The organism is Brumimicrobium glaciale (genome assembly GCF_004152935.1).
Lineage (GTDB): Bacteria > Bacteroidota > Bacteroidia > Flavobacteriales_D > Crocinitomicaceae > Brumimicrobium > Brumimicrobium glaciale.
Genome location: NZ_SETE01000003.1, coordinates 492,915 through 516,897 on the forward strand (window position 1 = coordinate 492,915; position 23,983 = coordinate 516,897).

The window sequence follows — 23,983 nt, forward strand, 5'->3', positions numbered from 1 at the left end:
TTCGTTTATGTTAATAATGATTCTGACAATAAATAGTTTTAAAGAAACTGGTCAATCGCTAATGCATCATATATTATTGATGGAAGTGCAATTCTACCTAATTTTAAAGCGTTGAATATTGGTAGCGCTGTGGGAGTCCAATTAAAATCGAGTTGACTTACCATTTTTTAGTTCGAGTTCTTAGTCTGAATAAGTTTAATTCGAAGTAGCTGTGCTCGAAATCAACTCCTTCAATTCGCAATAAATTCCTCCAAATATTAAATAAATTATTATTTTTAGTCTATGAAACCTCTGTATGTTAGACATTACTGTCCGTTTTTCAGGATAAATAATCAACTTATAAAGGATTTCTAAAGCTTTGATAAAGCGCTGGTAATTATCATAAATATTTAACTAAAATCAATTAAAATGAAGGAATTTAAGAAGTTTATCGCCAAAGGAAATGTGATTGATATGGCTGTGGGTTTGATCATGGCAACTTATTTTGGAGCAATTGTCAAATCACTAGTAAATGATATATTAATGCCACCAATTGGGAAATTATTAGGAGGTGTTGACTTTTCAAAATTAAAGTATGTAATTCAATCAGGAACTGCTGAGTCTGCAGAAGGAGCTGGTGATGGAATTGCAGAAGTAGCGATTACTTATGGTGCATTTATAAATACGATCATCACATTTTTAATCGTAGCATTCGCAATTTTTATGGTTGTGAAAATGTACAATAAAATGAAAGAAAGAATGGAGAAGAAAGAAGAGGTTGTTGCAGCTGCTCCAGAAGCTCTTTCGAAACAAGAAACGCTTTTAATTGAGATTAGAGATTTGTTGAAAAAACAATAAAACGAAAATATTTATAAGAAAAGCCTCGTTGATTCGGGGCTTTTTTGGCGCTTAGGATTAGATAAATGTCTGATTTTTATCTGGAGAAACTTTTTGCGGTGAATAAAATCTCTATTCGCCTTAAATATGCGGTGAATAAGTTATATATTTACTGCATTATGACAAAATATATTTACCAATATGATCAATGGCCTGATTTCACTTGGGATGAAAGGCAGATTAATTCAACCTTAGGAAAGGTAAGGCATTTGCAAGGAAAAATTTTCGGGCAAATGGATAATATTGGATTTACTTTGAAGGAAGAGGCTATTTTATCTAATCTAACAATAGACGTTCTTAAATCATCTGAAATAGAAGGAGAAAATTTAAACTATGATCAAGTTCGTTCATCCATTGCAAGAAGATTAGGAGTTAACTTTGCAGGAATGGTTCCTTCAGAAAGAGATGTAGATGGAGTCGTAGAGATGATATTGGATGCAACACAAAATTTCAAAAAACCATTAACCGAAGAAAGAATTTTTAGTTGGCATGCTTCATTATTCCCAACAGGCTGGAGTGGTATGCATAGAATTGAAGTCGGACGCTATCGAAAAGAAGAAATGCAAATTGTTTCTGGAGCAATGGGAAGAGAGAAAGTTCATTTTCAAGCACCTTCTCCTGAAGTTGTTAAATCAGAAATGGATGTTTTTCTAAAATGGTTTGAAGAAGATAATAGTTTAGACGCAGTATTAAAATCTGCAATTGCACATTTTTGGTTTATTATAATTCATCCTTTTGACGATGGGAATGGTCGAGTTGCTAGAGCAATATCTGATTTGTTATTAGCACGTTCTGAGGAAAGCGCTCAAAGATTTTACAGTCTTTCTAGCCAAATTCTGATTGAAAGAAAGGTGTATTATGAAGTTTTACAAAATGTTCAAAATAATAGTGGAGACATCACAGAATGGTTAGATTGGTTTTTAAATTGTCTCTTTCGTGCATTGAAATCTACCGAAGAAACCATTACAAGAACACTTGGAAAAGCTGGTTTTTGGGAAAAACATAAGGAAACAGAATTGAATAGCAGACAAAGATTGATGTTGAATAAATTATTGGATGGTTTTACGGGAAAACTAAAAACATCAAAATGGGCGAAAATCACTAAATGTTCTGTTGATACTGCTTTGAGAGATATCAAGGATTTGATGAATAAAGGAATTTTAAAGCAAGAGGAATCTGGAGGAAGAAGTACAAATTATGAAATGATTGAAGTATAATTATTAGTGTTTTAAATCAACCAACTGTCATTCAAAAAATGATTGATTTTCCTTAATTACCTCAAAATTCCCAATTCTTTCTATATTTCAATCTTATACTTGCGAAGTATTAAATTTACAATATGAAAATTCTAATCATTGAGGACGAGGGAGATTTACGCGAAACGATTAAAGAATCGCTGTTAAAAGAGAAATACATTGTGGAGACAGCTGCAGATTTTACTTCGGCTTTTGAAAAGATTTCTATTTATGATTACGATTGTATTTTATTGGATATTATGCTTCCAAATGGCAATGGATTAGATTTACTCGAAGAACTTAAAAAGAACGGGAAATCGGAAAATGTGATCATCATTTCGGCGAAAAATTCTTTAGATGACAAAGTAAAAGGTTTGGCTTTAGGAGCCGATGATTATTTGACAAAACCATTTCATCTAGCTGAACTTAATGCCAGAATAAATGCAGTATTGCGCAGAAAGAACTTCAAAGGAAAAGACTGTATTGAAGTTGAAAATGTTGTTTTAGATATCCAAGAAAGAACGCTAACAATCGATAATAGAAATATTCATTTGAACAAGAAGGAATTTGACATCTTGAACTACTTTTTGAGTAATAAAAACCGTTTAATTACCAAAACGGCTTTGGCTGAATATGTTTGGGGAGACCACATTGACCAAGCAGATAATTTTGATTTTATTTATTATCAAATCAAGAATCTAAGAAAGAAATTAGAGGAATCTAATGCGCAAATAATTATAGAAATGATTTATGGAATTGGATATAAATTAACTGAAAAATGAAACTTTTAAATCGGTCGTTAATTTATCTTTCTGCGGTGTTTTTTATCATCATCGGAGTTTGGTCAGTCATTTTTTATTTTAATCTAAAAGATGAAATTCGGGACAGTATAGATGACGGAATAGATAATAATCGATTGCTGATTTTAATAAAAGTACACAGTGATTCAACGCTTCTTACCCAAAATGAATTTGGAGGAAATAACTTTAAAATTCATCCTGTTTCAAAAGAAAAAGCGCTTGCATACAGAGATGTTTTTAAGGATACGATGATGTATCGACTTAATGAAAATGATTTAGAACCTGTTCGACTTTTGAATTCAGCATTTGAACACAATGACCAATATTACCGCATTACAGTAATTTCCTCTTTGGTGGAAGAAGATGATTTGATTGAAGACTCTTTTTGGAGTGTTGTTTCGTTATTTATTATACTGGTTGTCAGTATTATAATTGTAAATAATTTTGTTTTAAGAAAGATTTGGAATCCATTTTATGACATTCTGAATCAACTCAAAACCTACCGATTAGACAAAAATGAAAAGTCAATTGAAATCAACTCAAATATTAAAGAATTTATTCAACTGCAGGAAGCTGCCAACACATTAATTAACCGTTCAAAAGAAGCTTTTCTTTCCCAAAAGGAATTTACAGAAAATGCTTCTCATGAACTCCAAACTCCTATTGCTATTATCATAGGAAAATTAGAATTATTGCTGGAATCTAAAGATTTGAAAGACGAAGATGCAAATACAATTGCTAATGTAATTAACATTGCGGACAGATTAAAAAGATTGAATAATTCGCTTTTACTCCTCGCAAAAATTGAAAATAAACAGTTTTTAGAGGAAGAAACTATTTCACTAAATGAGACCGCTAAAAATCTCTTATCAAATTATGATGAATTATTAGCGTTCAAGCAAATTGAATATGAACTAGATGAAACCAAAGATTTAAAAGTAAAAATGAATCCAGCTTTAGCTGATATACTGCTTTCGAACTTGATTAAAAACGCAATATTCCACAATAAGAAGGATGGAAATATTAGATTAACCTTTACATCAGAAGAGTTTATTGTTTGTAACACAGGGAATCCATTCTCATTAAATCCTGATACTATTTTCAATCGTTTTGAGAAAGACCAAACTAAAAAAGACAGTACAGGTTTGGGTTTGTCGATCAGCATTGCGATTTGTAATTCATATAATCTGAAAATCAATTATGGATTTGCAGAAAATCAACATTGTTTTAAAATAAATTTCAATAATATTCTTGCTCAGGTTTAAATTCCAAATTGTTTCCAGAATCGTGCTTTAAGTTTGTAGTATAAAAATTAAAAACAAATAAAAATGAGAACAAGAGCAATTCAATTATTAGCAGTATTTATTATCGGGGCAGGAACAATTTTTGCCCAAGACATTCCAGAAAGTCAAGTACCTTCTGTTATTCTAAACAACTTTAAGAAACAGTTTTCTGAAGCTAGTGACATAGAGTGGGAGAAAAAAGGTGATCTGTACAATGTAGAATTTGAAATCGGATGGTTTACAGATTACGAAGCTTGGTATAACGCAGATGGAAAAATGACGCGTTACACACAAGAAATTACAGACAAAGATTTTCCAAAAGCAGTGAGCAATGCAATCAAAAAACAATACAGTGGTTACCGCATTGATGATGTGAAGAAAATCGTAGAAAACGGTGTAGAAACTTACAAAGTTGAGTTAGAGAAAGGTCATGAAGAAATCGATGTTTTGTTTTCAAAAGACGGGAAGGTAATTTCATTTTAATTGGTCATTGAAATAATTTAAATATTATGAAAAAGATACTAGGAACCATAGCCGTTGTCGCAGTATTAATAAGCTGTGAAAAAGAAAAAATCGTTCCGTCAACAGATTTACCGAGCGAGATTACAGATTATACAGCAACTCACTTTCCGAACAATTTGATTGTTCAAAGTATAGAAGATAAAGATGGTTTCACAAAGACCTATGACGTGTTACTTGAAGGAAGTTTTTCCCTTGAGTTTAATAGGAAAAAGGAAATCATTGATATCGATGGGGTTTCTGAACTTCCAAGTAGCGTTATTCCTACGAAAATCAACGACTATGTAGTTACTAATTATCCTGACAATGTAATTACAGATTGGGAATTAGATGACAAAAATCAACAAGTAGAATTGGATAATGAAGTTGGTTTAGTGTTTAATATGAATGGAGATTTCCTTAGAATCGAGAATTAAAATTCGATTTTACTACTATGAAAACGGTTTGGGGTAATTCCTAAACCGTTTTTTGTTTTAATGTACTTTTAGAATTAATAATTCATTTTTCTGTTAATTGAAACTTTACGATTAAAAGGTAATTTTCTTCTTAAATTTGAAAATTACAATGCATTTTTAATGAAAAGCATAAAAAACTCGTCAAAAGCTTCCAAAAAGAATGGATTTTCTAACAATCTACATTTTATCAATTCTATTTATCGCCACTTTGGTGCGTTCTACATTTGGATTTGGGGAATCTTTAATTGCTGTTCCTTTACTGGCTTTCTTAATTCCAGTTGAAGTAGCGGTTCCACTTTCTGTTCTGGTTTCTATATTCATTGCAGCTTTCGTGATGACACAAGACCGAAAAAAAGTTCACTTTTACAGTGCTCAATGGCTAATAATTTTTGCAGCTTTAGGAATTCCAATTGGTTTACTTCTGCTTATTTACGGAAATGAAATAGTTGTCAAATTTGGATTGGGAATTTTTATTATTCTATATTCGGTTTATTCTCTGTTGGCTAAAAACTCTTTTAAGTTAGAAACAGACAATAAACTTTGGTTATTCATATGTGGCTTTTTCTCAGGAATTCTTGGAGGTGCCTATGGTTTCAATGGACCACCAATTGTAATTTATGGTAATCTACGCAACTGGTCAGCCAAACAATTTAGAGCCACATTACAAGCATACTTTCTTCCCGCAGGACTCATTGGAATGTTAGGTTTTTGGTACAATGAACTTTGGACTTCAACAGTAACTTATTACTTTTTAATTGCGCTTCCGGTAATTATTCCAGCCATTTTAGTGGGTAGATTTATTAACCAACGATTAAAAGATGATACTTTTTTGAAATATATTTATGTTGGTTTACTTTGTGTCGGTGCGCTGTTGCTGGGACAGTCTATATTTTAATTTATCAAATAAACTTCAGTTGTTTTTCTAGAAAATAAAATCCTAGATCCTTAATTCTCTTCCACAAAAAGTTCTACCAAATTGATATTCTTAAAAAGTGAAACTTATATTTGTCAGATTAAGTTATTAAAGAGATTAAAAAGTAGAGCAGTAGCTTTCGTTTTTTATTAAACACGGTAACTTATGTAATTTTGTAGCGTATGCTTTTTAACACAATTGACTTTGTTATTTTCTTACCGATAGCAATCTTTTTGTATTATCTGATTCCTCAGAAATACAGGTGGATTATGCTGCTTACGGCAAGTTACTACTTCTACATGAGTTGGAAAGTGGAATACATTTTCCTTATCGCATTTTCCACATTGATTGATTATTCTACTGGTATTTTAATGGAAAAATCTTCCACTAAAAGAAAACGACGATTACTATTGATATTGAGTCTCACCACCAATCTTGGACTTTTATTTTTCTTTAAATATTTCAATTTTGCAGCAAATAATTTGAACGAATTTTTAGATCAATTTAGTGTAAAACAGAATGTTCCATTGATGAATTTTCTCTTGCCTGTAGGAATTTCATTTTATACTTTCCAAACATTAAGTTATTCAATTGACGTTTATTATGGACGTCAAAAAGCCGAAAAACATTTAGGATATTTTGCTTTGTATGTTTCGTTTTTTCCACAATTAGTCGCTGGACCAATTGAACGTTTTTCAAAATTAACACCGCAATTTAAAGTAAAACATGTCTTCACTTACGATAATTTGGCCAACGGATTAAGACTGATATTGTATGGATTATTCATCAAAATGGTGATTGCAGATAACTTAGCAATTCTTGTTGATGAGGTTTATTCTGCTCCGGAAAACTTCTCTTCTTTCGATATTTTTAAAGGATTGATGTTGTATTCCTTCCAAATTTATAGCGATTTCTATGGCTATTCAATAATTGCCATTGGAAGTGCACAATTGATGGGAATTAAACTGATGGATAATTTTAGAACACCCTATTTAGCCAAAAATATTTCTGAATTCTGGCAAAGGTGGCATATTTCACTTTCTACTTGGTTTAGAGATTATTTGTACTTCCCGTTAGGAGGAAATCGCGTATCAAAACAAAGGTGGATTTTCAATATTCTGATTGTTTTTGTGGTAAGTGGATTATGGCACGGAGCCAGCTGGACTTTCCTTATTTGGGGAGCATTATTTGGAATCGTTTATATGATTGAGCACTTTTTTAATAAGTCAATGAAAATTACCAAAGAGTTCAAACCTTATTCATTCGGACACTTTGCTTTAGCGCTTAAAACATTCATAATCGTTACCTTGATTTGGGTATTTTTCAGAAGTGATAGCTTCGAAAGTGCTATGAATATCTTTAAATTATTGTTTGAAAATATTGGAATGTCAGGAGCAGAATTAGTCATTCCAAATTTCTTAATTGTATTCTTTTCATTGTTTATCATCAGTGATTTACTTTTGTATAATAAACGCTTTGACAATTGGCTAGGAAATTTTCCTGCGATAGGAAGATGGACGGTTTATGGCGTTTTAATATTTGCAATTATCGTCTTTGCGGGAGTCGAAGATTTTCCATTCATCTATTTTCAATTTTAACAATTAAGATATGCTGAAAAAGATATTTATAAGATTGATTATCCTGGCAACCATGTTAGTTGTGTTTAATTTTATTTACGCCAAATGGTTTTATGAAAATGATCTTAAAAAACATGCTAAGATTATAAATTTAGTGAGCGTTATTCCTAATAACGCAGACATTATTTACATTGGAGAATCTTCAAACATTACTTATCGTGAAGATGATTTAGATAAAAGAGCCATTTCTGAATTTGTAGGTGATTTTTATCAAGAGTTAAAACTTTACGATATCACAAAACCTGCTAGTCATGCTGGAGTTTATAAAAAACTTTTAGAATTAATTCCGCAAGAAAATCATGTTGAGTCGATTGTTGTAACGCTAAACTTGAGATCTTTTAATGCACAATGGATTAATTCAGATTTAGAGGCTGCATTGCAGAAAAGCTTTGTTTTAATTCAATCGTATCCACCATTATTTAATCGTTTTATGTTGTCATTTAAGAATTATGACAATAGATCAGAGACTATGAGAAGTGACGATATTCACAAGAAATGGTCGAAAGATAAGTTCATAATGCCTGATAATTTTCAATTTAGAAATGTTATTGAATGGGATTACTGGATGGCAAATAATGATATGTACGACAAAGTGAAATCTGATTTGGCTTGTCATTACATTAAAACCTATGGATTTCAAATTGACTTTGAAAATAATCCTAGAATTAAAGATTTCAATGCTATTGTAACTTTGGCAAAAGAACGAAATTGGAACCTGGTATTTAATTTGTTGGCCGAGAATACGCAAAAAGCGGATGATTTAGTAGGAGAAGACTTGATTTTTATGATGAATCAAAATGCAGAGAAACTGATTAATTATTACGAAGACAAAGGAGTAACTGTCATAAATAATTTGAACAATGTGGATGATGAGCAATTCATTGATCAAGATTGGACAACGGAACATTATGCCGAAAAGGGACGAAAAATTGTAGCAAAAAACGTGGCAGAAGGATTGAAAAAATGGCACAGAAAAGATTTTAAATCAGTCGAATAAATTGAAGTTAAAATGAGTCAAGAACCACACAATTATTATCTAAAAAAGGAAGAGCCCAATAAGAGTTGTTTACTTGTATTGCGTGATATTATTCTGGAACAAGATGAAAATATTTCTGAATCTCTGAAATGGAACTCTCCATGTTTTAGCTATAAAAATAAGATGTTTTGCTTTCTGATGATTGATAAAAAACTAAAAGAACCTTACATTTTAATGGTTGAAGGAGCTCGTATAGATTTCCCAGAATTAGACCAAGGAACGCGCACCAGAATGAAGGTTTTGAATATTGATCCGAATACAGATTTGCCAATTGATTTGATTGAAAATATTTTACAAAGTGCTCTTGATTTGTATCGAAATGGAGTGATAAAGACGAAGAATTAATTGTAATACTTCTATATTCCAAACAAATGTCTTATATTTATGGACAAATGTCTTGTCATGATAATTAAGGAAAATAAAAATTCATCAAAAGATTTCAACGCTTTAGATAAAGCTATTCGATTATATGTTCGAAATATAAGTAAATCATCACGATTTGAATTCGATAGCGATAAGATTACCTATTTGAATTTCTTTGAGAATAAATTGCTTTTAGTTCATGCAATTAGACATGGCTTGCCTTATCAGTTATTCAATAGAATAAAGGAACTAACACCATTTTTAGAAGATGACTGGACAGAATACTTGAACATTTCCAAAAAGACATTACAAAGATACAGTAGCGATGAAAATCATTTTTTCAAGTCAATTCACACAGAGAAAATTATTGAAATAGCAGAAGTTACAATTTTCGGAAATAAGGTGTTTGATTCTACAGAGCAATTCTACCTCTGGTTAAAAACTCCTTCACATGCGCTTGGAAATCTGAAACCTTTAGAACTTTTAAAAGATTCTTACGGAAAAGAAATGGTGATGGCAGAATTAAATAGAATTGAACACGGAATTTTCGCCTAATGAAAGTTTATCGATTGTCAAAGCGAAAATATGCGAAAGAACTAAATGGAAAGGGTGCTGCGAAATATGGAAATCGCTGGAATTCAAAAGGAACTGAAATTATTTATACTGCAGATAGCAGAGCACTTGCAATGGCAGAAGTTGCCGTTCATTTGTCTCTTGCCACTTTACCAGGCGATTTTGTGATGATAGAAATTGACATTCCAGCAATAGTTAAAGTGAATATTTTAAAACTAGAAAAACTTAATAAAAATTGGAATAGCAACCCGCCGATGCTATCTACTCAAATTATTGGAGACCAATTTATTGACTCATCTAGTAGTTGTGTCTTAAAGGTTCCATCAGCTGTTGTGCAAGGAGATTATAATTACCTAATTAATCCTCATCATCCTGAATTCAATCAAATTAAAATAATCGATATAGTTAGTTTCCCTTTTGACAAGCGAATTTTTAAATAGTTTATTCGATTCAAATTTCTCAGATTATATTTTTCTCAATAAATATTCAAGCGATAAAACAGTAGACCTAAATCTACTAATTTTTATTGTGTTATTTAAAAAATTGATAATGAGTTGGTGATGTTCTAATATTTTGATAGCTTTGGTCTACAAAGAAGTTTAGATTTTTTGTATGAACCAACCAAATCAACTATGAAACAGTTACCTATTTATGTTTTAAGCCTATTTTTTATCCTCGCTTGCTCTTCGGAAAGAAAAGAGCTTTTTAAAGAGACGGATGCTTTTATAAAATCTTTAGAAGTTTTTAACGAAAGTTATGGTGTTATTGGAGGAGGTAATTACTCAATTACTACCACTGATGGAAGATATAAAATCACACCTTTTGGAAGATTAATTAAAATAAAAATCCAAGAAAATCCAAATCAAAAAAAATACGAAGAACTTAAAATTGATTTCGCAAACTACTATCAAAACGATGATAGAGTAAAAAAAATTTTTATTGAAAAAAACGGACCTTTATTGATTGACTGTGGGAGGTGAGAATTAAATGTAATATTCCAAATGACTAACAATTGCTCCCGATCAATAATTCACTTCAGTTTTTAATTCATTCAATTAAATCTCTCCAAAATCCCTCTCACGTTTACCTTTTACCAACTTGTCCGACCTCTGGCAGATTAACAATTAATCATTATTTTCCTATTCTAAAGAAAATTCCGATATTTAACGCCTACCAAGAAAGTACAGAAAAAAGGAATTATGGAAGACATCAATAAAAGATTAGAAGAAAAACGCGCTGAAGCAATGTTAGGTGGTGGTCAAAAACGAATTGACAGTCAACACAAGAAAGGGAAACTAACTGCTCGTGAGCGAATCACACTTTTGTTGGATGAAAAATCTTTTCAAGAAATGGGAATGTTTGTTGAACACCGCTCAAAGGATTTTGGATTAGACAAAGAAAAATATCCTGGAGATGGAGTGGTAACAGGTTACGGAACAATTCATGGTCGACCAATTTATGTATTTTCTCAAGATTTTACAGTTTTAGGAGGTTCACTCTCTGAAACGTATGCAGAGAAAATTTGTAAAATAATGGATTTGGCAATGAAGAGTCAAACACCAATTATTGGATTAAATGATTCTGGTGGAGCGAGAATTCAAGAAGGAGTAGTTTCATTGGCTGGTTACGCTGATATTTTCTATAGAAACACAAGAGCGTCTGGTGTAATTCCACAATTGAGTGTAATTATGGGACCTTGTGCAGGTGGAGCAGTTTATTCTCCAGCATTGACAGATTTCGTTTTCATGGTAGAAGACACTTCTTATATGTTTGTAACAGGACCAAACGTTGTGAAAACTGTAACACACGAAGAAGTAACTTCAGAAGATTTAGGTGGAGCAAAAGCCCATGCTGAAAAATATGGAGTAAACCACTTTACAAGTCCAAACGATGTAACGGTTTTAAAGGAAGTACGTGATTTAATGACGTATTTACCGCAAAACTGGCAATCATTGGCGCCACACAAAAAGAATTTTGAGTTCAACGGGAAAAAAATTGAAACAATCGGTTCAATTTTACCAGAGAACAACAATATGCCTTACGATATTCGTGAGGTGATAGAACACGTGATTGATGATGAATCTTTCCGTGAAGTACACAAAGATTTCGCAACTAATATCGTTGTAGGTTTCGCCCGAGTTGAAGGAAGAACAATTGGTGTAGTTGCCAATCAACCGATTTCTTTAGCCGGAGTTTTAGACATCGACTCATCAAGAAAAGGAGCAAGATTTGTTCGTTTCTGTGATGCTTTTAATATTCCATTATTGACATTTGAAGATGTACCTGGATTCTTACCAGGAACAGACCAAGAATGGAATGGAATTATCGCTCACGGAGCAAAATTGTTGTACGCATTTAGTGAAGCTACTGTGCCAAGAGTAACTGTTATCACACGTAAAGCTTACGGAGGAGCATTTGATGTAATGAATTCTAAGAACATTGGAGCTGATTTTAACTTTGCATGGCCAACAGCAGAAATTGCAGTAATGGGAGCAAAAGGTGCAGCAGAAATTATCTTTAGAAGAGAAATTGCCGCAGCAGCAGATCCAGTTGCAAAATTGGCAGAAAAAGAAGCAGAATATGCTGAAATGTTCGCTAATCCTTACAGAGCAGCTGAACGTGGATTTATTGATGATGTAATCAAACCTTCAGAAACAAGAAATCGCGTTGCCAATGCATTCAAAATTTTAGAAAATAAAAAAGAGGAATTGCCGAATAAAAAGCATGGGAATATACCAATGTAAATATTTTCCACATTCTGTAGAGGCGCAATGCATTGCGCCTCCACATAATGTGGAAATAACACCAGATAAAACCACCAACCGAAAAGATTTTATTACTTTAATGCTCCATTAAAGTATATAAAAATGAGTGAATTCAAATCGAAACTACCGCATATTGGAACCAGTGTTTTTAGTGTGATGTCGAAAATGGCAGCACAATACAACGCTATAAATTTATCACAAGGTTTTCCAAATTTCCCTGTGGCACCAGAACTCGTTAAAAATTACGAGGAAGTCATCAAAGGAGATCATCATCAATACCTGCCAATGGCTGGTTCGCCAAGATTATTGGTCGAAATTAGTCAGAAAATTTCTACGCATTACGGTCGAAATGTTAATCCAGAGGAAGAACTTTTGGTAACTGCTGGAGCAACGCAAGCTATATTTACAGCAATTCAAGCTACAATTCACCGTGGAGATGAAGCCATCGTTTTGGATCCTTCTTATGATTGTTATGCGCCTTCTGTGGAATTAGCAGGAGGAAAACCAATTCATATTAATATGGAAGCTGACTTTTCTGTGGATTGGAATAAAGTGGAAGATGCTATTTCAGCAGCTACAAAATTATTGATTATAAATAATCCGCATAATCCTGGAGGAACAGTATTTTCCGAAGAAGACATGTTAGCGATAGAACAAATCATGCAACGCAATCCACATATTTATTTAATGTCAGATGAGGTGTATGAGTTTATTCATTTTGAACAAAAGCACATCTCTGTCAATACCCGTAAAGCTATTCGTGATCGTTCGTTTATCGTTTCTTCATTTGGAAAAACGTTTCACGTAACAGGATGGAAAATTGGTTATCTCGTGGCTCCAAAATACTTAATGGACGAAGTAAAGAAGATTCACCAATATGTTGTTTTTTGTGTGAACAGCACAGCTCAAATGACTTTAGCCAATTATTTACCACAAGCAGATTTATCTCAATTGGGTGAGTTTTATCAAAAAAAACGTGATTTCTTCCGTGGATTGATGAAAAATAGCCGATTTGAACTCTTGGATTGCCAAGGAACGTATTTTCAGGTGGCACGTTACAGTGAAATTAGTAAATTAGGCGATGTTGACTTTGCTACAGAAATGACCCAAAAACATGGAGTTGCAGTAATTCCAGTTTCTGGATTTAACAAAGACCAACACGACGATCATTTGATTCGTTTTTGTTTCGCAAAAGATGAAGAAACAATCATTAAAGCAACAGAAAAATTATGCAAGATTTAAAAGTAAGTTTGATACAATGTGACCAAGTTTGGGAAGATAAGAAAGCCAACTTAGCACATTTTGAAACCATGTTGAAAGAAGTGCAATTACCTACAGATATTGTGGTGTTTCCTGAAATGTTCCAAACTGCATTTACGATGAATGCTGCAGAAATGGCGGAATCTATCAACGGTGAAAGTGTTCAATGGTTAAAGAAAATGGCAGCCAAATACGAATGTGCAATGGTGGCTTCTTTGATTATTCAAGATGGAAATGAGTTTAACAATCGCATGGTATTTATCCAAGCGGATGGTTCAATGCAACAATACAATAAACGCAAGTTGTTTGGGTTAGCGAAAGAAGACAAAACTTTCACGCCAGGAAAAGAAAACACGATTTTCGAATACAAAGGCTGGAAGATATTCTTGCAAGTTTGTTATGACCTTCGTTTTCCAGAAATAGCAAGAAATTCGGTTAAAAATGACATTTATGAATATGATTTACTCATAAATGTAGCCAATTGGCCAGAAAAACGCAATTTACATTGGAGTACTTTATTGCAAGCCAGAGCAATCGAAAACCAAGTGTATGTGATCGGCGTAAATAGAGTAGGAGAAGACAGTAATGGATTAACTTATTCTGGTGATTCATGTATCATAGCTCCTTCTGGAATGATTGTCAGCTCGGTTTCTTATGATGAACATGTCGTAAATGAAGAATTGGAACATGAAACATTGAAAGAAGTGAGGAAAGTGATGCCATTTCTGAAGGATAGGTGAGGTCACCTGCGGTGAAAGAAGAATTACGCAGAGTTGCGCGGAGGAGCGGAGGTTCGCAGAGAAAAAAAAAAAGAGGAAAAGTTTGAGTTAAGTCCTCCCCCTTTATCCCCCTCCAAAAGGTGGAGGTGCACAAATTAGCCGTTTTCTTTAGAGTATATAATAGCTTTTGCTAATAAATATTTAGGACGAATTTATTTAATCCTTAAAAGACACTTGCAATAAAACCTTAGTAAATGATTATGTGTTTTTCCTTTTACTAAAAGGAAGTTGATTGCGTCTCCCCCTTTGGAGGAGGCAGGGGGAGGAAATCTAAAGAATCGTTTTAAAAGATGATACAATTAAACCAATTAAAAAAAGCAAGATAAATAACAATGATCCGTTATAATAACAGAAAATCCAACAAATGAAACTGTATTCAAATAAACAAAAATGGAAAATTGCGCTTTTATTCCTCGCAATTTTATTGGTTGGAGCTTCATTGTTTGCTTCCAATAAAATTGTTAATGAAGTAGCAAAACGTGAGCGCGAACGTGTAACACAATGGGCTGATGCAATTAAAAAACGTGCTGAACTCGTGCGTTTAACCAATAATTCTTTTGAGGAATTGCGGAAGAAGGAACTCAGTGAAATGCAATTATGGATTGATGCAACGAAAGAAATTTCGCGTAAAACTTCATTGGACAGTCAGCAATCTTATGATTTTCCGCTAAAAATAATTAACAGAAATGATGATATTCCTGTGATTGTTTTGGATCAAGAAGATGAAGTTTCAACTTATATCAATATTGAACTCACAAAAGAGGAATTACAAAATGTTTTTCCTGAAAAAGATAGCCTTGAAATTGTACATTTATTCGCAGATTCTTTGGTTAAATTAGCCTACAGTTGGGAACAATTCAATCCATCATTCACAATTGAGATCTACGATGATTTATTCATGTCCTATTTCTATAATGACTCTCGAAATATATTGCGCTTAGAGGAAGAAAGAGATTTGCTTTTTAAAGCTTTTAATAAAGAATTAATTGAGAATGCCGAATTAGTTCCTGTTGTGTTAACAGATAATTTAAAACAAAAAGTTATCGCTTCAAATCTTTTGAAAGATGATCTCGATAGTTTACAATTGACGCAGCGATTGAAAGAATTATCGAATGCCAATGATCCTATTGAAATTCGCTTTTCTGAAAACGAAGTGAGTTATGTGTTTTATGCAACAAGTCCAGAATTAGTTCAACTACAGTATTTTCCATACATTCAATTTGTAATTATCGGTCTCTTTATTTTAATTGGATACATTATTTTTAGCACATTCAGAAAAGCCGAACAAAACAAAGTTTGGGCGGGAATGGCGAAGGAAACTGCGCACCAATTGGGAACACCAATATCGTCTTTAATGGCTTGGGTTCAATTGTTAGAAGGCATGGACAATATGGAAGAAATTGCCAAAGAGATGAATAAAGATGTGGAACGACTGACACAAGTTACAGATCGCTTTTCAAAAATTGGCGCAAGTACACAATTGAAACATGAAGATATTGTTCACACAACGACGCATTTCTTAGAATACTTAAGAACTCGTTTTCCTAAAAAAGTTGAACTGAATTTCACTACTTCTGACGATGAAATTGTCACTCCACATAATGCCGCACTTTTTGAATGGGTGATTGAAAATATATGCAAAAACGCAATAGATGCAATGGATGGAATAGGTAAAATTGACATCGATATTTCAAGAAATAATGGTCAAATCATCATGGACATAGCCGATAATGGAAAAGGAATGACACCGGCACAACAACGCCAAGTTTTCCAACCAGGATTCACCACCAAAAAGCGAGGTTGGGGATTAGGTTTGCCATTAGCAAAGAGAATTATTCACGAATACCACAAAGGAAGATTAAAGATAATTTATTCGGAAATTGGCAAAGGAACTACGTTTAGGATTATTTTAACGCCTTAAATGATATCATATTTAACGTATAATTTCATTGAAAACTATATTAAGACAATACTATTTAAATGGATAATCCATACATATATTTCATAATCGGTTACGGGGTAAGCTTTATATTTTGGTTAGGTCACAAATTTTTACTAAAAAAGTGGATTTTGATAAGTGCCATATTAATCAGTTTGTTCTTGGCTTTTATTGCATTTAAATATCAGGGAATAGAGTCTCTTCAAATGAAAGGCGGATATGCAGCAAACCATTTCTTTTCTCCTGCTTTGTTTCTCATTATTTACTTTTTATCCAGATACTTATTCAAACTCATTTATAAATATGAGCCAATTATAACGTCATATTGGTCAACAAGTTGGGGTCAAGGATATCACCGGAAATTACACGTGGGGGATTCATTGTTTACAGTTATTACATTAGTCCTTCCAATTCTAATTCCAATGCTTATTTGATTAAAAAAGAATCATGAAAAATTTAGAAAACATACATCCTGGAGAGATATTAAAAGAGGAATTTCTACTTCCCTTGGAATAACAGCCTATAAGCTAGTAAAAGAAACTTTCATGCCTCAAACAAGAATTAGCGAAATTCTGAAAGGGCGAAGAAGGATTACTGCAGATACAGCTTTGAGACTTTCGAAATATTTTGGAACTACACCGAAATTTTGGCTTGGATTACAGGACGATTTTGATTTAGAAATAGAACAACTGGAATTACAGAATCAACTTGAAAAAATCAAACCAATAACAGAAAATGCAGCTTAATGCATGTACGGTGATTTATCATTGCAGTGTACTGACGATTTGTAAATCGTCCCTACTGTAATGCCTTTATAGCCGTATTGATTTCATTATCATTCTTATTAAAAATATAATAAGCACCCAATTCCAACCATCTTTGACGCGCAATTTCAGCTTTAACACTCGTTTTTATACGCTCCAATGATAACTGATATTCTCTTTCATTAAAAGCAATATCATGTTTGTCAGCAGCATACTTTTTGAAATCATTTAAGATTTTCTCAGTTAATTTAAATTCACGATCAAAAGCCTGAACATTTCTATATTTAGTTAAGTCATTGAAACGCGCATAATGATACGAAAACTCATTGAAGACATTCGCATATTGCAATCTTCTGTAGTACATTGAACTTCCTGTTGTGTCTAATGGAACAAAGATATCTGGCATAATTCCACCACCACCATAAACGATTTTTCCTTTTGGAGTGGTATATTTAAGTGAATCCGCCAATAAAGAACTGTCTAACTCATATAATTCACCATTTTCGTAGCGATTCAATTCATCCATCATGTAATCCTCATAGTTTTCCATGTATGGTTTCTGAATACTTCTCCCTGTTGGTGTATAATAACGTGAAACTGTTAAACGCAAATTACTTCCGTCTTTTAATTGAATATCTTGTTGAACCAATCCTTTTCCAAATGAACGACGGCCAATTATTGTTCCTCGGTCATTGTCTTGAATTGCACCCGCCACAATTTCACTTGCAGAAGCTGAACTACTGTTAATTAAAACAGCCATATCAACGTGTCCTAAAAATGGTTTACTTTCAGAATAAATAATTCTCTCTGGATTATTCTTCCCTTTCGTTGAAACAATGGGAGTTCCTTTTTCAAGAATTGCATCTAAAATAGAAACAGCACTTCCTAAAACTCCACCACCATTGTAACGTAAGTCAAAAACCATTTTTTTCATGCCTTGGCCTTTTAAAGCAATTGCAGCAACATAAAACTCGTTCGCTGATTGCATACTGAATTGACCTAAACGAATATATCCAATGTCATCGGTCAACATATAGGAAGCGCTAATAGATTCAATAGGGACAGCGCCACGAATGACTTTTTTATTTAGTTTTTCTCCTTTGCGCAGAATAGTAATATTTACCGGTGTTCCTTCTTCGCCTTTCAACAATTCTCTCACATGTTCATTAGATAATCCAACATTCGCAATGTCTTCACCATCTACGTTAATAATCTGATCAAATTTCTGAATTCCAACTTTAAAAGCAGGAGATTGATCTATCACATTTACAACGCTCAAAGTATCATCATAAATAGTAAAACGTATTCCTACACCACCAAATTTACCCTGAATACTTTCACTCATTGCCGCTAAATCTTCTGCCGCGATATAATTTGAATGTGGATCTAATCCATGTAATAAATCAGAAATAGTTTTCTCAAACAACTGCTTTTTATCAATCGTATCAACATATTCCCTATCCAATACTTGAATAATATCAGCCAATTTTTGTTCGTATTTTCCTTCAATTGAAGAAGAAGAACTAGAAGTTTTTCCATCCGTCAAGAATATTCCTAAAAATATTCCTACTGCAACAAGTAAACTTCCTATTAAAGGATATAATGCTTTATTTGAGCTATTCATTCTCGATATTTGTTATTTGCTCGATATTAATTCCAGCTGTTTTTAAAAAATGTACACCAGAATCATCTTTGTAATGATTGATGTAAACAACACGCGTTATTCCTGCTTGCAAAATCATTTTACTACAATCCTTGCAAGGTGACATTGTTAAGTATAACGTTGCACCTTTCGCATTATTGGTCGACTTCGCTACTTTTAAAATAGCATTTGCTTCTGCATGAAGCACATACCAATGCGTTTTGTTCTCCTCGTTTTCGCAACAATTATCAAAACCAGATGGAGTTCCGTTGTATCCATCCGAAATAATCATATCATCTTTAACAATCAAAGCGCCCACTTGTTTACGCGCACAATGCGAGAGCTGAGCCCAAGTCTTTGCCATGCGTAAATACGCTTTATCATATCGAAGTTGCTTTGCTTTATTCATGTTCCTTAATTATGCTGACAAAAATAGGGTTAATTTTATTTTGAGCGTCAATTGTACGATAAGTGTTTAGAGAATTGGGGAACTGGGTTTAGAATTTGTGTTTTTTTGAGGCTATTTGAGTCGATTTATTAACTTTTAGCTTTGAAGATAGAGGTGTGTTTTTTTTGGCTCCCGCATTTCTATCGAGAACCCTGATGATTCAATTTTAAAAGGTGTGATTCTTTTTTTGGGCATTACCCTGACTTTCTTTTCCGTAAACTCCAAAGAATATCAGGGTCGGGCTTTCCGCTGTATCTTTTTATTAAAGCGAGTTTTCAACTCGTTGTAATAAAAAGGATGCCGCTGCTATCCTTAATGCGGTCGATGGGTTGATTGTATTAGTTGCAAAATAAACAATTATAGATTGCATGAATGTTTGAGATAAGAGTTGTTGGATTGTCTTGAAAATAAACGAAGTATTTGGAATTAATTATTAGCTTTGGATTTGAGCTAATTGTTGTATTTCTTGCGGAAAACTGAACATCAAATAGCTTAGAATACTTTTGTTAACTATATTTGGCTGGTTAGTCACAATCGATGAAATGATCTATTAATTTAATTTGTTTAAAAAAAACGTGTGAATTCTTCAAAACATCAAATACTTAATAAGTCAGAAGACACCGTTGAATTACCTCAAGGATGGATTTGGACTACAATTGGTGAAATTGGTATTATTCAAAGTGGAGGTACTCCTTCAACCAGAAACAAAGAGTTTTGGGGAGGTGAGATTGCATGGATAACACCTGCCGATTTATCTGGCTACAATGACAAATTCATTTCAAGAGGGAAGAGAAATATTACACAAGTGGGTTTAGATTATTCTTCTGCAAAATTATTACCCGCTGGGAGTATTTGTTTCTCCTCTCGTGCTCCTATTGGTTATACGGTAATTACTAAAAATGAACTAGCAACTAATCAAGGATTTAAGAACCTGATTCCAACAAAATCATTAAACAGTGAGTATGTATATTACTATTTTAAAACCCTAAAATCAAAAGCTGAAAAAGTAGCAAGTGGAACAACATTTCTTGAGTTATCAGCCTCTAAGTTTTCTCAATTACCATTTCCGTTACCTCCCCTAAAAGAACAAGCTAGAATAGTTTCAAAAATAGAAACAATCTTCACTGAACTTGATCAATCAGAAAAAGGATTGCGAAAAGCAAAGCAGCAATTGGAACTCTACAGACAAGTTATATTAAAAAAATCTGTTACTAATTCAGATGTTAAGGAGTCTAAATTAGGTGATTATATTTCTAAAATTGGTATTAACATTAAACCAGATAAGAAATCAAAATATAACTTTATAAGTTTAAGTTCTATAAATCCTAATAGTTTGAAATTACACCAAATATATGAGTATAATAACTTTTCAAGTTCTGGAATTCGCTTTAGTAAAGGAGATATTCTTTATTCAAGAATGCGGCCAAATCTAAATAAAGTTTATAAAGCTGAATTTGAAGGTGTATGTTCAGGTGAATTTTTTGTGCTTAAATGCTCGGACTCATTAAATACTGATTTTTTGAAATACTTATTGCATTCTGATGATTTTGTTGAATATGCAACCAATAAAGCAAAAGGCGATAGACCACGGCTATCATATGATGATTTCAGTTTATATAAAACTAGCTTAATACCAATAAGTGAGCAAGAAAAAATTGTCCAAGATATTGATTCAAAATTTTCTTTAATAGATAATCTTGAAAGCACAATCAACAAGAGTATTCAAGTTATTGAATTAACTAGAAACTCTATTTTAAAGCAAGCCTTTGAAGGTAGATTGGTATTACAAGACCCCACATATGAACCTGCCAGTAGACTCCTAAAGCAAATAAAAATTGAAAAGGAAAAATATTTAACTAAACAGGTAGAGTTCAAAAAAAATAGACCTAAAAAAATAATTAAAATGAGGAAATCATTAAGTATCGAGGAAGTTCTTAAATCTTCTGACAAACCAATATTAGCTAAAATAGTTTGGCAAGAAAGTAAACATAATGAGGATATTGTAGAGTTCTATGCTCAATTAAAAGAGTTAGGCGAAAAAGTAGTCGAAACTAGAAAAGGATTAAACTCATTGTTAAGTTTGAAAAAATGAGGATTGACAAAGTATATATAGAAGATTTCAAGAATCTTAAAAAGTTCTGTATTGATCTGGATGAAAATCAAATGAACACAGTACTACTTGGTCAAAATGCTACTGGAAAATCAAATTTTATTGAAGCTCTTGTTAAGATTTTTAAATTTCTTGACTTATCCAACTCGAGTACAAGAAGATTTCCAGAATTCAAATATTGGATTAGATATCAATGTCATGGTAAAACTATTACAATTGAGCACCTTGAAGTTAAAAACTATATAATTAATATTGAAGGAGAAACAAAAAGTCCCTCCTTAAAATATTTTTTTAGCGATGAAGGAAAGAAAAAATATCTTCCCAAATATATTTTTACCTACTATTCGGGTACTAGCAATCGTTTAGATGAAATTTTCTGGGAGCACCAACGAAATTTTTATAAAGAAATAATAAAAAAGGATTTTGACACCAGGCGGTTAGATAGCTTACGAAGACTTTTTTATGTAAAGCCTATTCATAGTTTTTTCGTGTTAATGGCATTTTTTTCGTTACAACGAATGGAAAAGAAATCTAAAGTATTTTTAAAGGATATACTAGGTATAGAAGACCTTGACTCTATTCTGTTTGTTCTCAAAGAAGCAAAATGGGATAATGAAAAAGGCGACCCTAAATTTTGGGGAGCTGAAGGTTTAGTTAAAGACTTTTTGGATGCTGTTTGGGATTATTCATATTCACCAATTTATCACAAAGCAACAGTTTACCCTGATTTTAGAAGTAAAGGCGTGAAAGAGAATCATCTCTATTTATATCTAAAGGATAAGGAGTCACTTAAAAATTTTGCAAGCAAGTACTTTGACATTATTAATCAGAAACCCAATAATACATCTTTATTTAAAGCACTTGAAAGCTGCTATATTTCAGATATGCTAAAAGAAGCAAAAGTGGTCGTCAAAAAAAAGAAAGATGGTAAGGTAACATTTAAAGAGCTCAGTGAAGGTGAACAACAATTACTGACAGTTATTGGATTATTGATTTTTACTAGGGAAGATGAATCATTAGTGCTTTTAGATGAGCCAGATACGCACCTAAATCCAGTATGGAAATATGATTATTTACATTATCTAAAAACACTTGTTAAATCTAAGAACAAACTTGAATCTGGTGAAGAAATTGATGAATTAGAAGAGGACAAAACAACACAAATAATAATAAATACACATGACCCTTTGGTAATTGGAAGCATGGTTAAATCCCAAGTACGTTTGTTTGGCAAGGAAATAGAAACTCAACATCTCAATGCAGGAAAATCAAAAGGTAAATTTGAAGAATTAAAACAGCAAGCTTTAAATTTTGCTATTGAGCCAGATATTGACCCGCAGGGATTAGGGGTTGCTGGAATATTAACAAGCGAATTGTTTGGCCTACCTAGTATTCTTGATAAAACCACTCAAATAAAACTAAACAGAAAAAGATATTTGCAAGGGAAATTGATGAGAAATGAATTATTTGGCAGTGAGCAAGATGAATATTCTGATTTAAAATCAGAAATGGAAAAACTTGGATTTTATGAAGAATCCGAAGATTACTGGTTTAAACAATATTTGAAAGAAATGTCAAAAGTTGAATCATTTCAAAATATTCAATTTTCAAAAGAAGAGAAAAGTAATTTAAATAAAAGAAGCCAGGAAATCGCAAAGAAAATCGCAAAGCAAAAAAAGGAAGAAAGAAAATGAGGCTTATATCTATTAGTGATTTAAAGGAAACTTTTGATAGGATTAAGGGTACAGGCTCTTTTTCTAATTGGGAAAAGAATGCCAAGATTCACCTTGAAGCAATAGAAGGGAGAAACAAAAAAGAACGCGCTGCGTATTGGCATAAAAACAATATTTGGACAGAATTATATGCAGCGTTTTCCGAGTTATCAGGTGATAAATGTTGGTACACGGAATCAAAAGAAAATTCTGGAGAATGGCAATTTGACCATTTCAGACCTAAAGGTAAGTCTATTGATGAAGATGGCAAAGAAATATTAAAAGAAGGTTATTGGTGGATGTCTTACGATTGGAGAAATTTTCGATTATCAGGTTCTTTGTCTAACCTCTTAAGAAAAGGTCGATTTGAAGAGGGTGAAGAAACTCATGGAAAAGGAAATTATTTTCCTTTGAAAGATAGGTCGAAAGTAGCGAAGGAGAAAGACATCAAATGTAGAGGTGAAAAACCTCTCCTACTTGACCCTATTAATGCTAGAGATGTTAATCTCCTTTCGTTTGATAAAGATGGAATGCCTTATGAAACATATAATTCAGATGATAATTCACTTAACCATTTAAGGGCTGCTCTCTCGATAAAATGTTATGGACTGCTACATAAACCCTTAGTTAGAGGTCGGGCGCGTGTATGGAATACATGCATTGAAATTGTAGAAGATGCCCAAAATGACTTATTTGTATATAAGGATAATGATGAAAAAATTGATGAGATATTTGAAGAATGTTTTAATAAATTAGCTAATCTGGCCAATAAAAAAATGCCACATTCAATAGTAGTATTTAACTATATAAAAGATAAAAAATCAGAAGAAAGCTTTGAATGGCTAGAGGATGCATTGATAGCAATTGTATAAAT

The 23,983-nt window shown here is 32.7% G+C and carries 23 protein-coding genes and 1 pseudogene; 21 read left to right on the forward strand and 3 right to left on the reverse strand.

Going from position 1 to position 23,983, the window contains the following annotated elements:
- Nucleotides 1-38: 38 nt before the first annotated feature.
- Nucleotides 39-164, reverse strand: coding sequence for a hypothetical protein (locus tag ERX46_RS17775; protein WP_262708086.1), 126 nt, complete (start codon nucleotides 162-164; stop codon nucleotides 39-41).
- Nucleotides 165-408: 244 nt separating this feature from the next.
- Between ERX46_RS17775 and mscL the strand changes: the two genes are divergently transcribed.
- From mscL to ERX46_RS09340, 18 genes and pseudogenes are all read left to right on the forward strand, one after another.
- Nucleotides 409-837 (forward strand): large-conductance mechanosensitive channel protein MscL, encoded by a 429-nt coding sequence (gene mscL / locus ERX46_RS09255; RefSeq protein ID WP_130093577.1) that lies wholly within the window; start codon nucleotides 409-411, stop codon nucleotides 835-837.
- 158 nt (nucleotides 838-995) lie between these two features.
- Complete coding sequence (locus ERX46_RS09260; RefSeq protein ID WP_130093578.1) at nucleotides 996-2,093, forward strand: Fic family protein; 1,098 nt, start codon at nucleotides 996-998, stop codon at nucleotides 2,091-2,093.
- 122 nt (nucleotides 2,094-2,215) lie between these two features.
- Nucleotides 2,216-2,893 (forward strand): response regulator transcription factor, encoded by a 678-nt coding sequence (locus ERX46_RS09265; RefSeq protein WP_130093579.1) that lies wholly within the window; start codon nucleotides 2,216-2,218, stop codon nucleotides 2,891-2,893.
- Nucleotides 2,890-4,176, forward strand: a complete 1,287-nt coding sequence (locus ERX46_RS09270; protein WP_130093580.1) for a sensor histidine kinase — start codon at nucleotides 2,890-2,892, stop codon at nucleotides 4,174-4,176. Before ERX46_RS09265 ends, ERX46_RS09270 begins: the two co-directional genes overlap by 4 nt.
- 63 nt (nucleotides 4,177-4,239) lie before the next feature.
- Complete coding sequence (locus ERX46_RS09275) at nucleotides 4,240-4,677, forward strand: PepSY-like domain-containing protein (RefSeq protein WP_130093581.1); 438 nt, start codon at nucleotides 4,240-4,242, stop codon at nucleotides 4,675-4,677.
- Between the two features lie 26 nt (nucleotides 4,678-4,703).
- On the forward strand, nucleotides 4,704-5,129 hold the full coding sequence (locus tag ERX46_RS09280) for a PepSY-like domain-containing protein (protein WP_130093582.1): 426 nt from the start codon (nucleotides 4,704-4,706) through the stop codon (nucleotides 5,127-5,129).
- Nucleotides 5,130-5,328: 199 nt separating this feature from the next.
- Nucleotides 5,329-6,063 (forward strand): sulfite exporter TauE/SafE family protein, encoded by a 735-nt coding sequence (locus ERX46_RS09285; RefSeq protein WP_130093583.1) that lies wholly within the window; start codon nucleotides 5,329-5,331, stop codon nucleotides 6,061-6,063.
- A gap of 200 nt (nucleotides 6,064-6,263) precedes the next feature.
- Complete coding sequence (locus ERX46_RS09290) at nucleotides 6,264-7,679, forward strand: MBOAT family O-acyltransferase (protein ID WP_130093584.1); 1,416 nt, start codon at nucleotides 6,264-6,266, stop codon at nucleotides 7,677-7,679.
- Between the two features lie 10 nt (nucleotides 7,680-7,689).
- A complete protein-coding gene (locus ERX46_RS09295) occupies nucleotides 7,690-8,715 on the forward strand; it encodes a hypothetical protein (RefSeq protein ID WP_130093585.1) in 1,026 nt (341 codons plus the stop codon).
- A gap of 12 nt (nucleotides 8,716-8,727) precedes the next feature.
- A complete protein-coding gene (locus tag ERX46_RS09300; RefSeq protein WP_130093586.1) occupies nucleotides 8,728-9,099 on the forward strand; it encodes a DUF1801 domain-containing protein in 372 nt (123 codons plus the stop codon).
- Between the two features lie 57 nt (nucleotides 9,100-9,156).
- Nucleotides 9,157-9,672, forward strand: coding sequence for a type II RES/Xre toxin-antitoxin system antitoxin (parS, locus tag ERX46_RS09305; RefSeq protein WP_130093587.1), 516 nt, complete (start codon nucleotides 9,157-9,159; stop codon nucleotides 9,670-9,672).
- Between the two features lie 14 nt (nucleotides 9,673-9,686).
- Complete coding sequence (locus ERX46_RS09310; RefSeq protein WP_317127188.1) at nucleotides 9,687-10,130, forward strand: RES family NAD+ phosphorylase; 444 nt, start codon at nucleotides 9,687-9,689, stop codon at nucleotides 10,128-10,130.
- A gap of 192 nt (nucleotides 10,131-10,322) precedes the next feature.
- A complete protein-coding gene (locus ERX46_RS09315; RefSeq protein ID WP_130093589.1) occupies nucleotides 10,323-10,670 on the forward strand; it encodes a hypothetical protein in 348 nt (115 codons plus the stop codon).
- Between the two features lie 219 nt (nucleotides 10,671-10,889).
- Nucleotides 10,890-12,434, forward strand: coding sequence for an acyl-CoA carboxylase subunit beta (locus ERX46_RS09320; protein WP_130093590.1), 1,545 nt, complete (start codon nucleotides 10,890-10,892; stop codon nucleotides 12,432-12,434).
- 123 nt (nucleotides 12,435-12,557) lie between these two features.
- Entirely contained in the window at nucleotides 12,558-13,697 is a 1,140-nt protein-coding gene (locus tag ERX46_RS09325; protein WP_130093591.1) for a methionine aminotransferase, read from the forward strand.
- Nucleotides 13,685-14,455 carry a nitrilase-related carbon-nitrogen hydrolase gene (locus ERX46_RS09330; RefSeq protein WP_130093592.1) on the forward strand — a complete coding sequence of 257 codons (771 nt, stop codon included), beginning with the start codon at nucleotides 13,685-13,687 and terminating at the stop codon, nucleotides 14,453-14,455. Before ERX46_RS09325 ends, ERX46_RS09330 begins: the two co-directional genes overlap by 13 nt.
- Nucleotides 14,456-14,858: 403 nt before the next feature.
- A complete protein-coding gene (locus ERX46_RS09335; RefSeq protein WP_130093593.1) occupies nucleotides 14,859-16,415 on the forward strand; it encodes a sensor histidine kinase in 1,557 nt (518 codons plus the stop codon).
- A 465-nt stretch (nucleotides 16,416-16,880) separates the two neighbouring features.
- Nucleotides 16,881-17,179, forward strand: a pseudogene (locus tag ERX46_RS09340) (HigA family addiction module antitoxin).
- Nucleotides 17,180-17,231: 52 nt separating this feature from the next.
- On the opposite strand, the gene ERX46_RS09345 reads toward ERX46_RS09340, so the two are convergent.
- On the reverse strand, nucleotides 17,232-18,821 hold the full coding sequence (locus ERX46_RS09345) for a S41 family peptidase (RefSeq protein WP_130093594.1): 1,590 nt from the start codon (nucleotides 18,819-18,821) through the stop codon (nucleotides 17,232-17,234).
- Nucleotides 18,814-19,248: a deoxycytidylate deaminase gene (locus ERX46_RS09350; RefSeq protein WP_130093595.1), complete on the reverse strand. Its 435-nt coding sequence runs from the start codon at nucleotides 19,246-19,248 to the stop codon at nucleotides 18,814-18,816. The genes ERX46_RS09345 and ERX46_RS09350 overlap by 8 nt, the downstream gene beginning before the upstream one ends.
- Before the next feature lie 616 nt (nucleotides 19,249-19,864).
- Here ERX46_RS09350 and ERX46_RS17505 point away from each other — a divergent pair.
- Genes ERX46_RS17505 through ERX46_RS09365 form a run of 3 tightly spaced genes read left to right on the forward strand, consistent with a single transcriptional unit; the run spans nucleotide 19,865 to nucleotide 23,981 of the window.
- Entirely contained in the window at nucleotides 19,865-21,379 is a 1,515-nt protein-coding gene (locus ERX46_RS17505; protein ID WP_165366199.1) for a restriction endonuclease subunit S, read from the forward strand.
- Nucleotides 21,376-23,091, forward strand: coding sequence for an AAA family ATPase (locus tag ERX46_RS09360; RefSeq protein ID WP_130093596.1), 1,716 nt, complete (start codon nucleotides 21,376-21,378; stop codon nucleotides 23,089-23,091). The genes ERX46_RS17505 and ERX46_RS09360 overlap by 4 nt, the downstream gene beginning before the upstream one ends.
- Nucleotides 23,088-23,981 (forward strand): HNH endonuclease family protein, encoded by an 894-nt coding sequence (locus tag ERX46_RS09365; RefSeq protein ID WP_130093597.1) that lies wholly within the window; start codon nucleotides 23,088-23,090, stop codon nucleotides 23,979-23,981. The genes ERX46_RS09360 and ERX46_RS09365 overlap by 4 nt, the downstream gene beginning before the upstream one ends.
- Nucleotides 23,982-23,983: the final 2 nt, after the last annotated feature.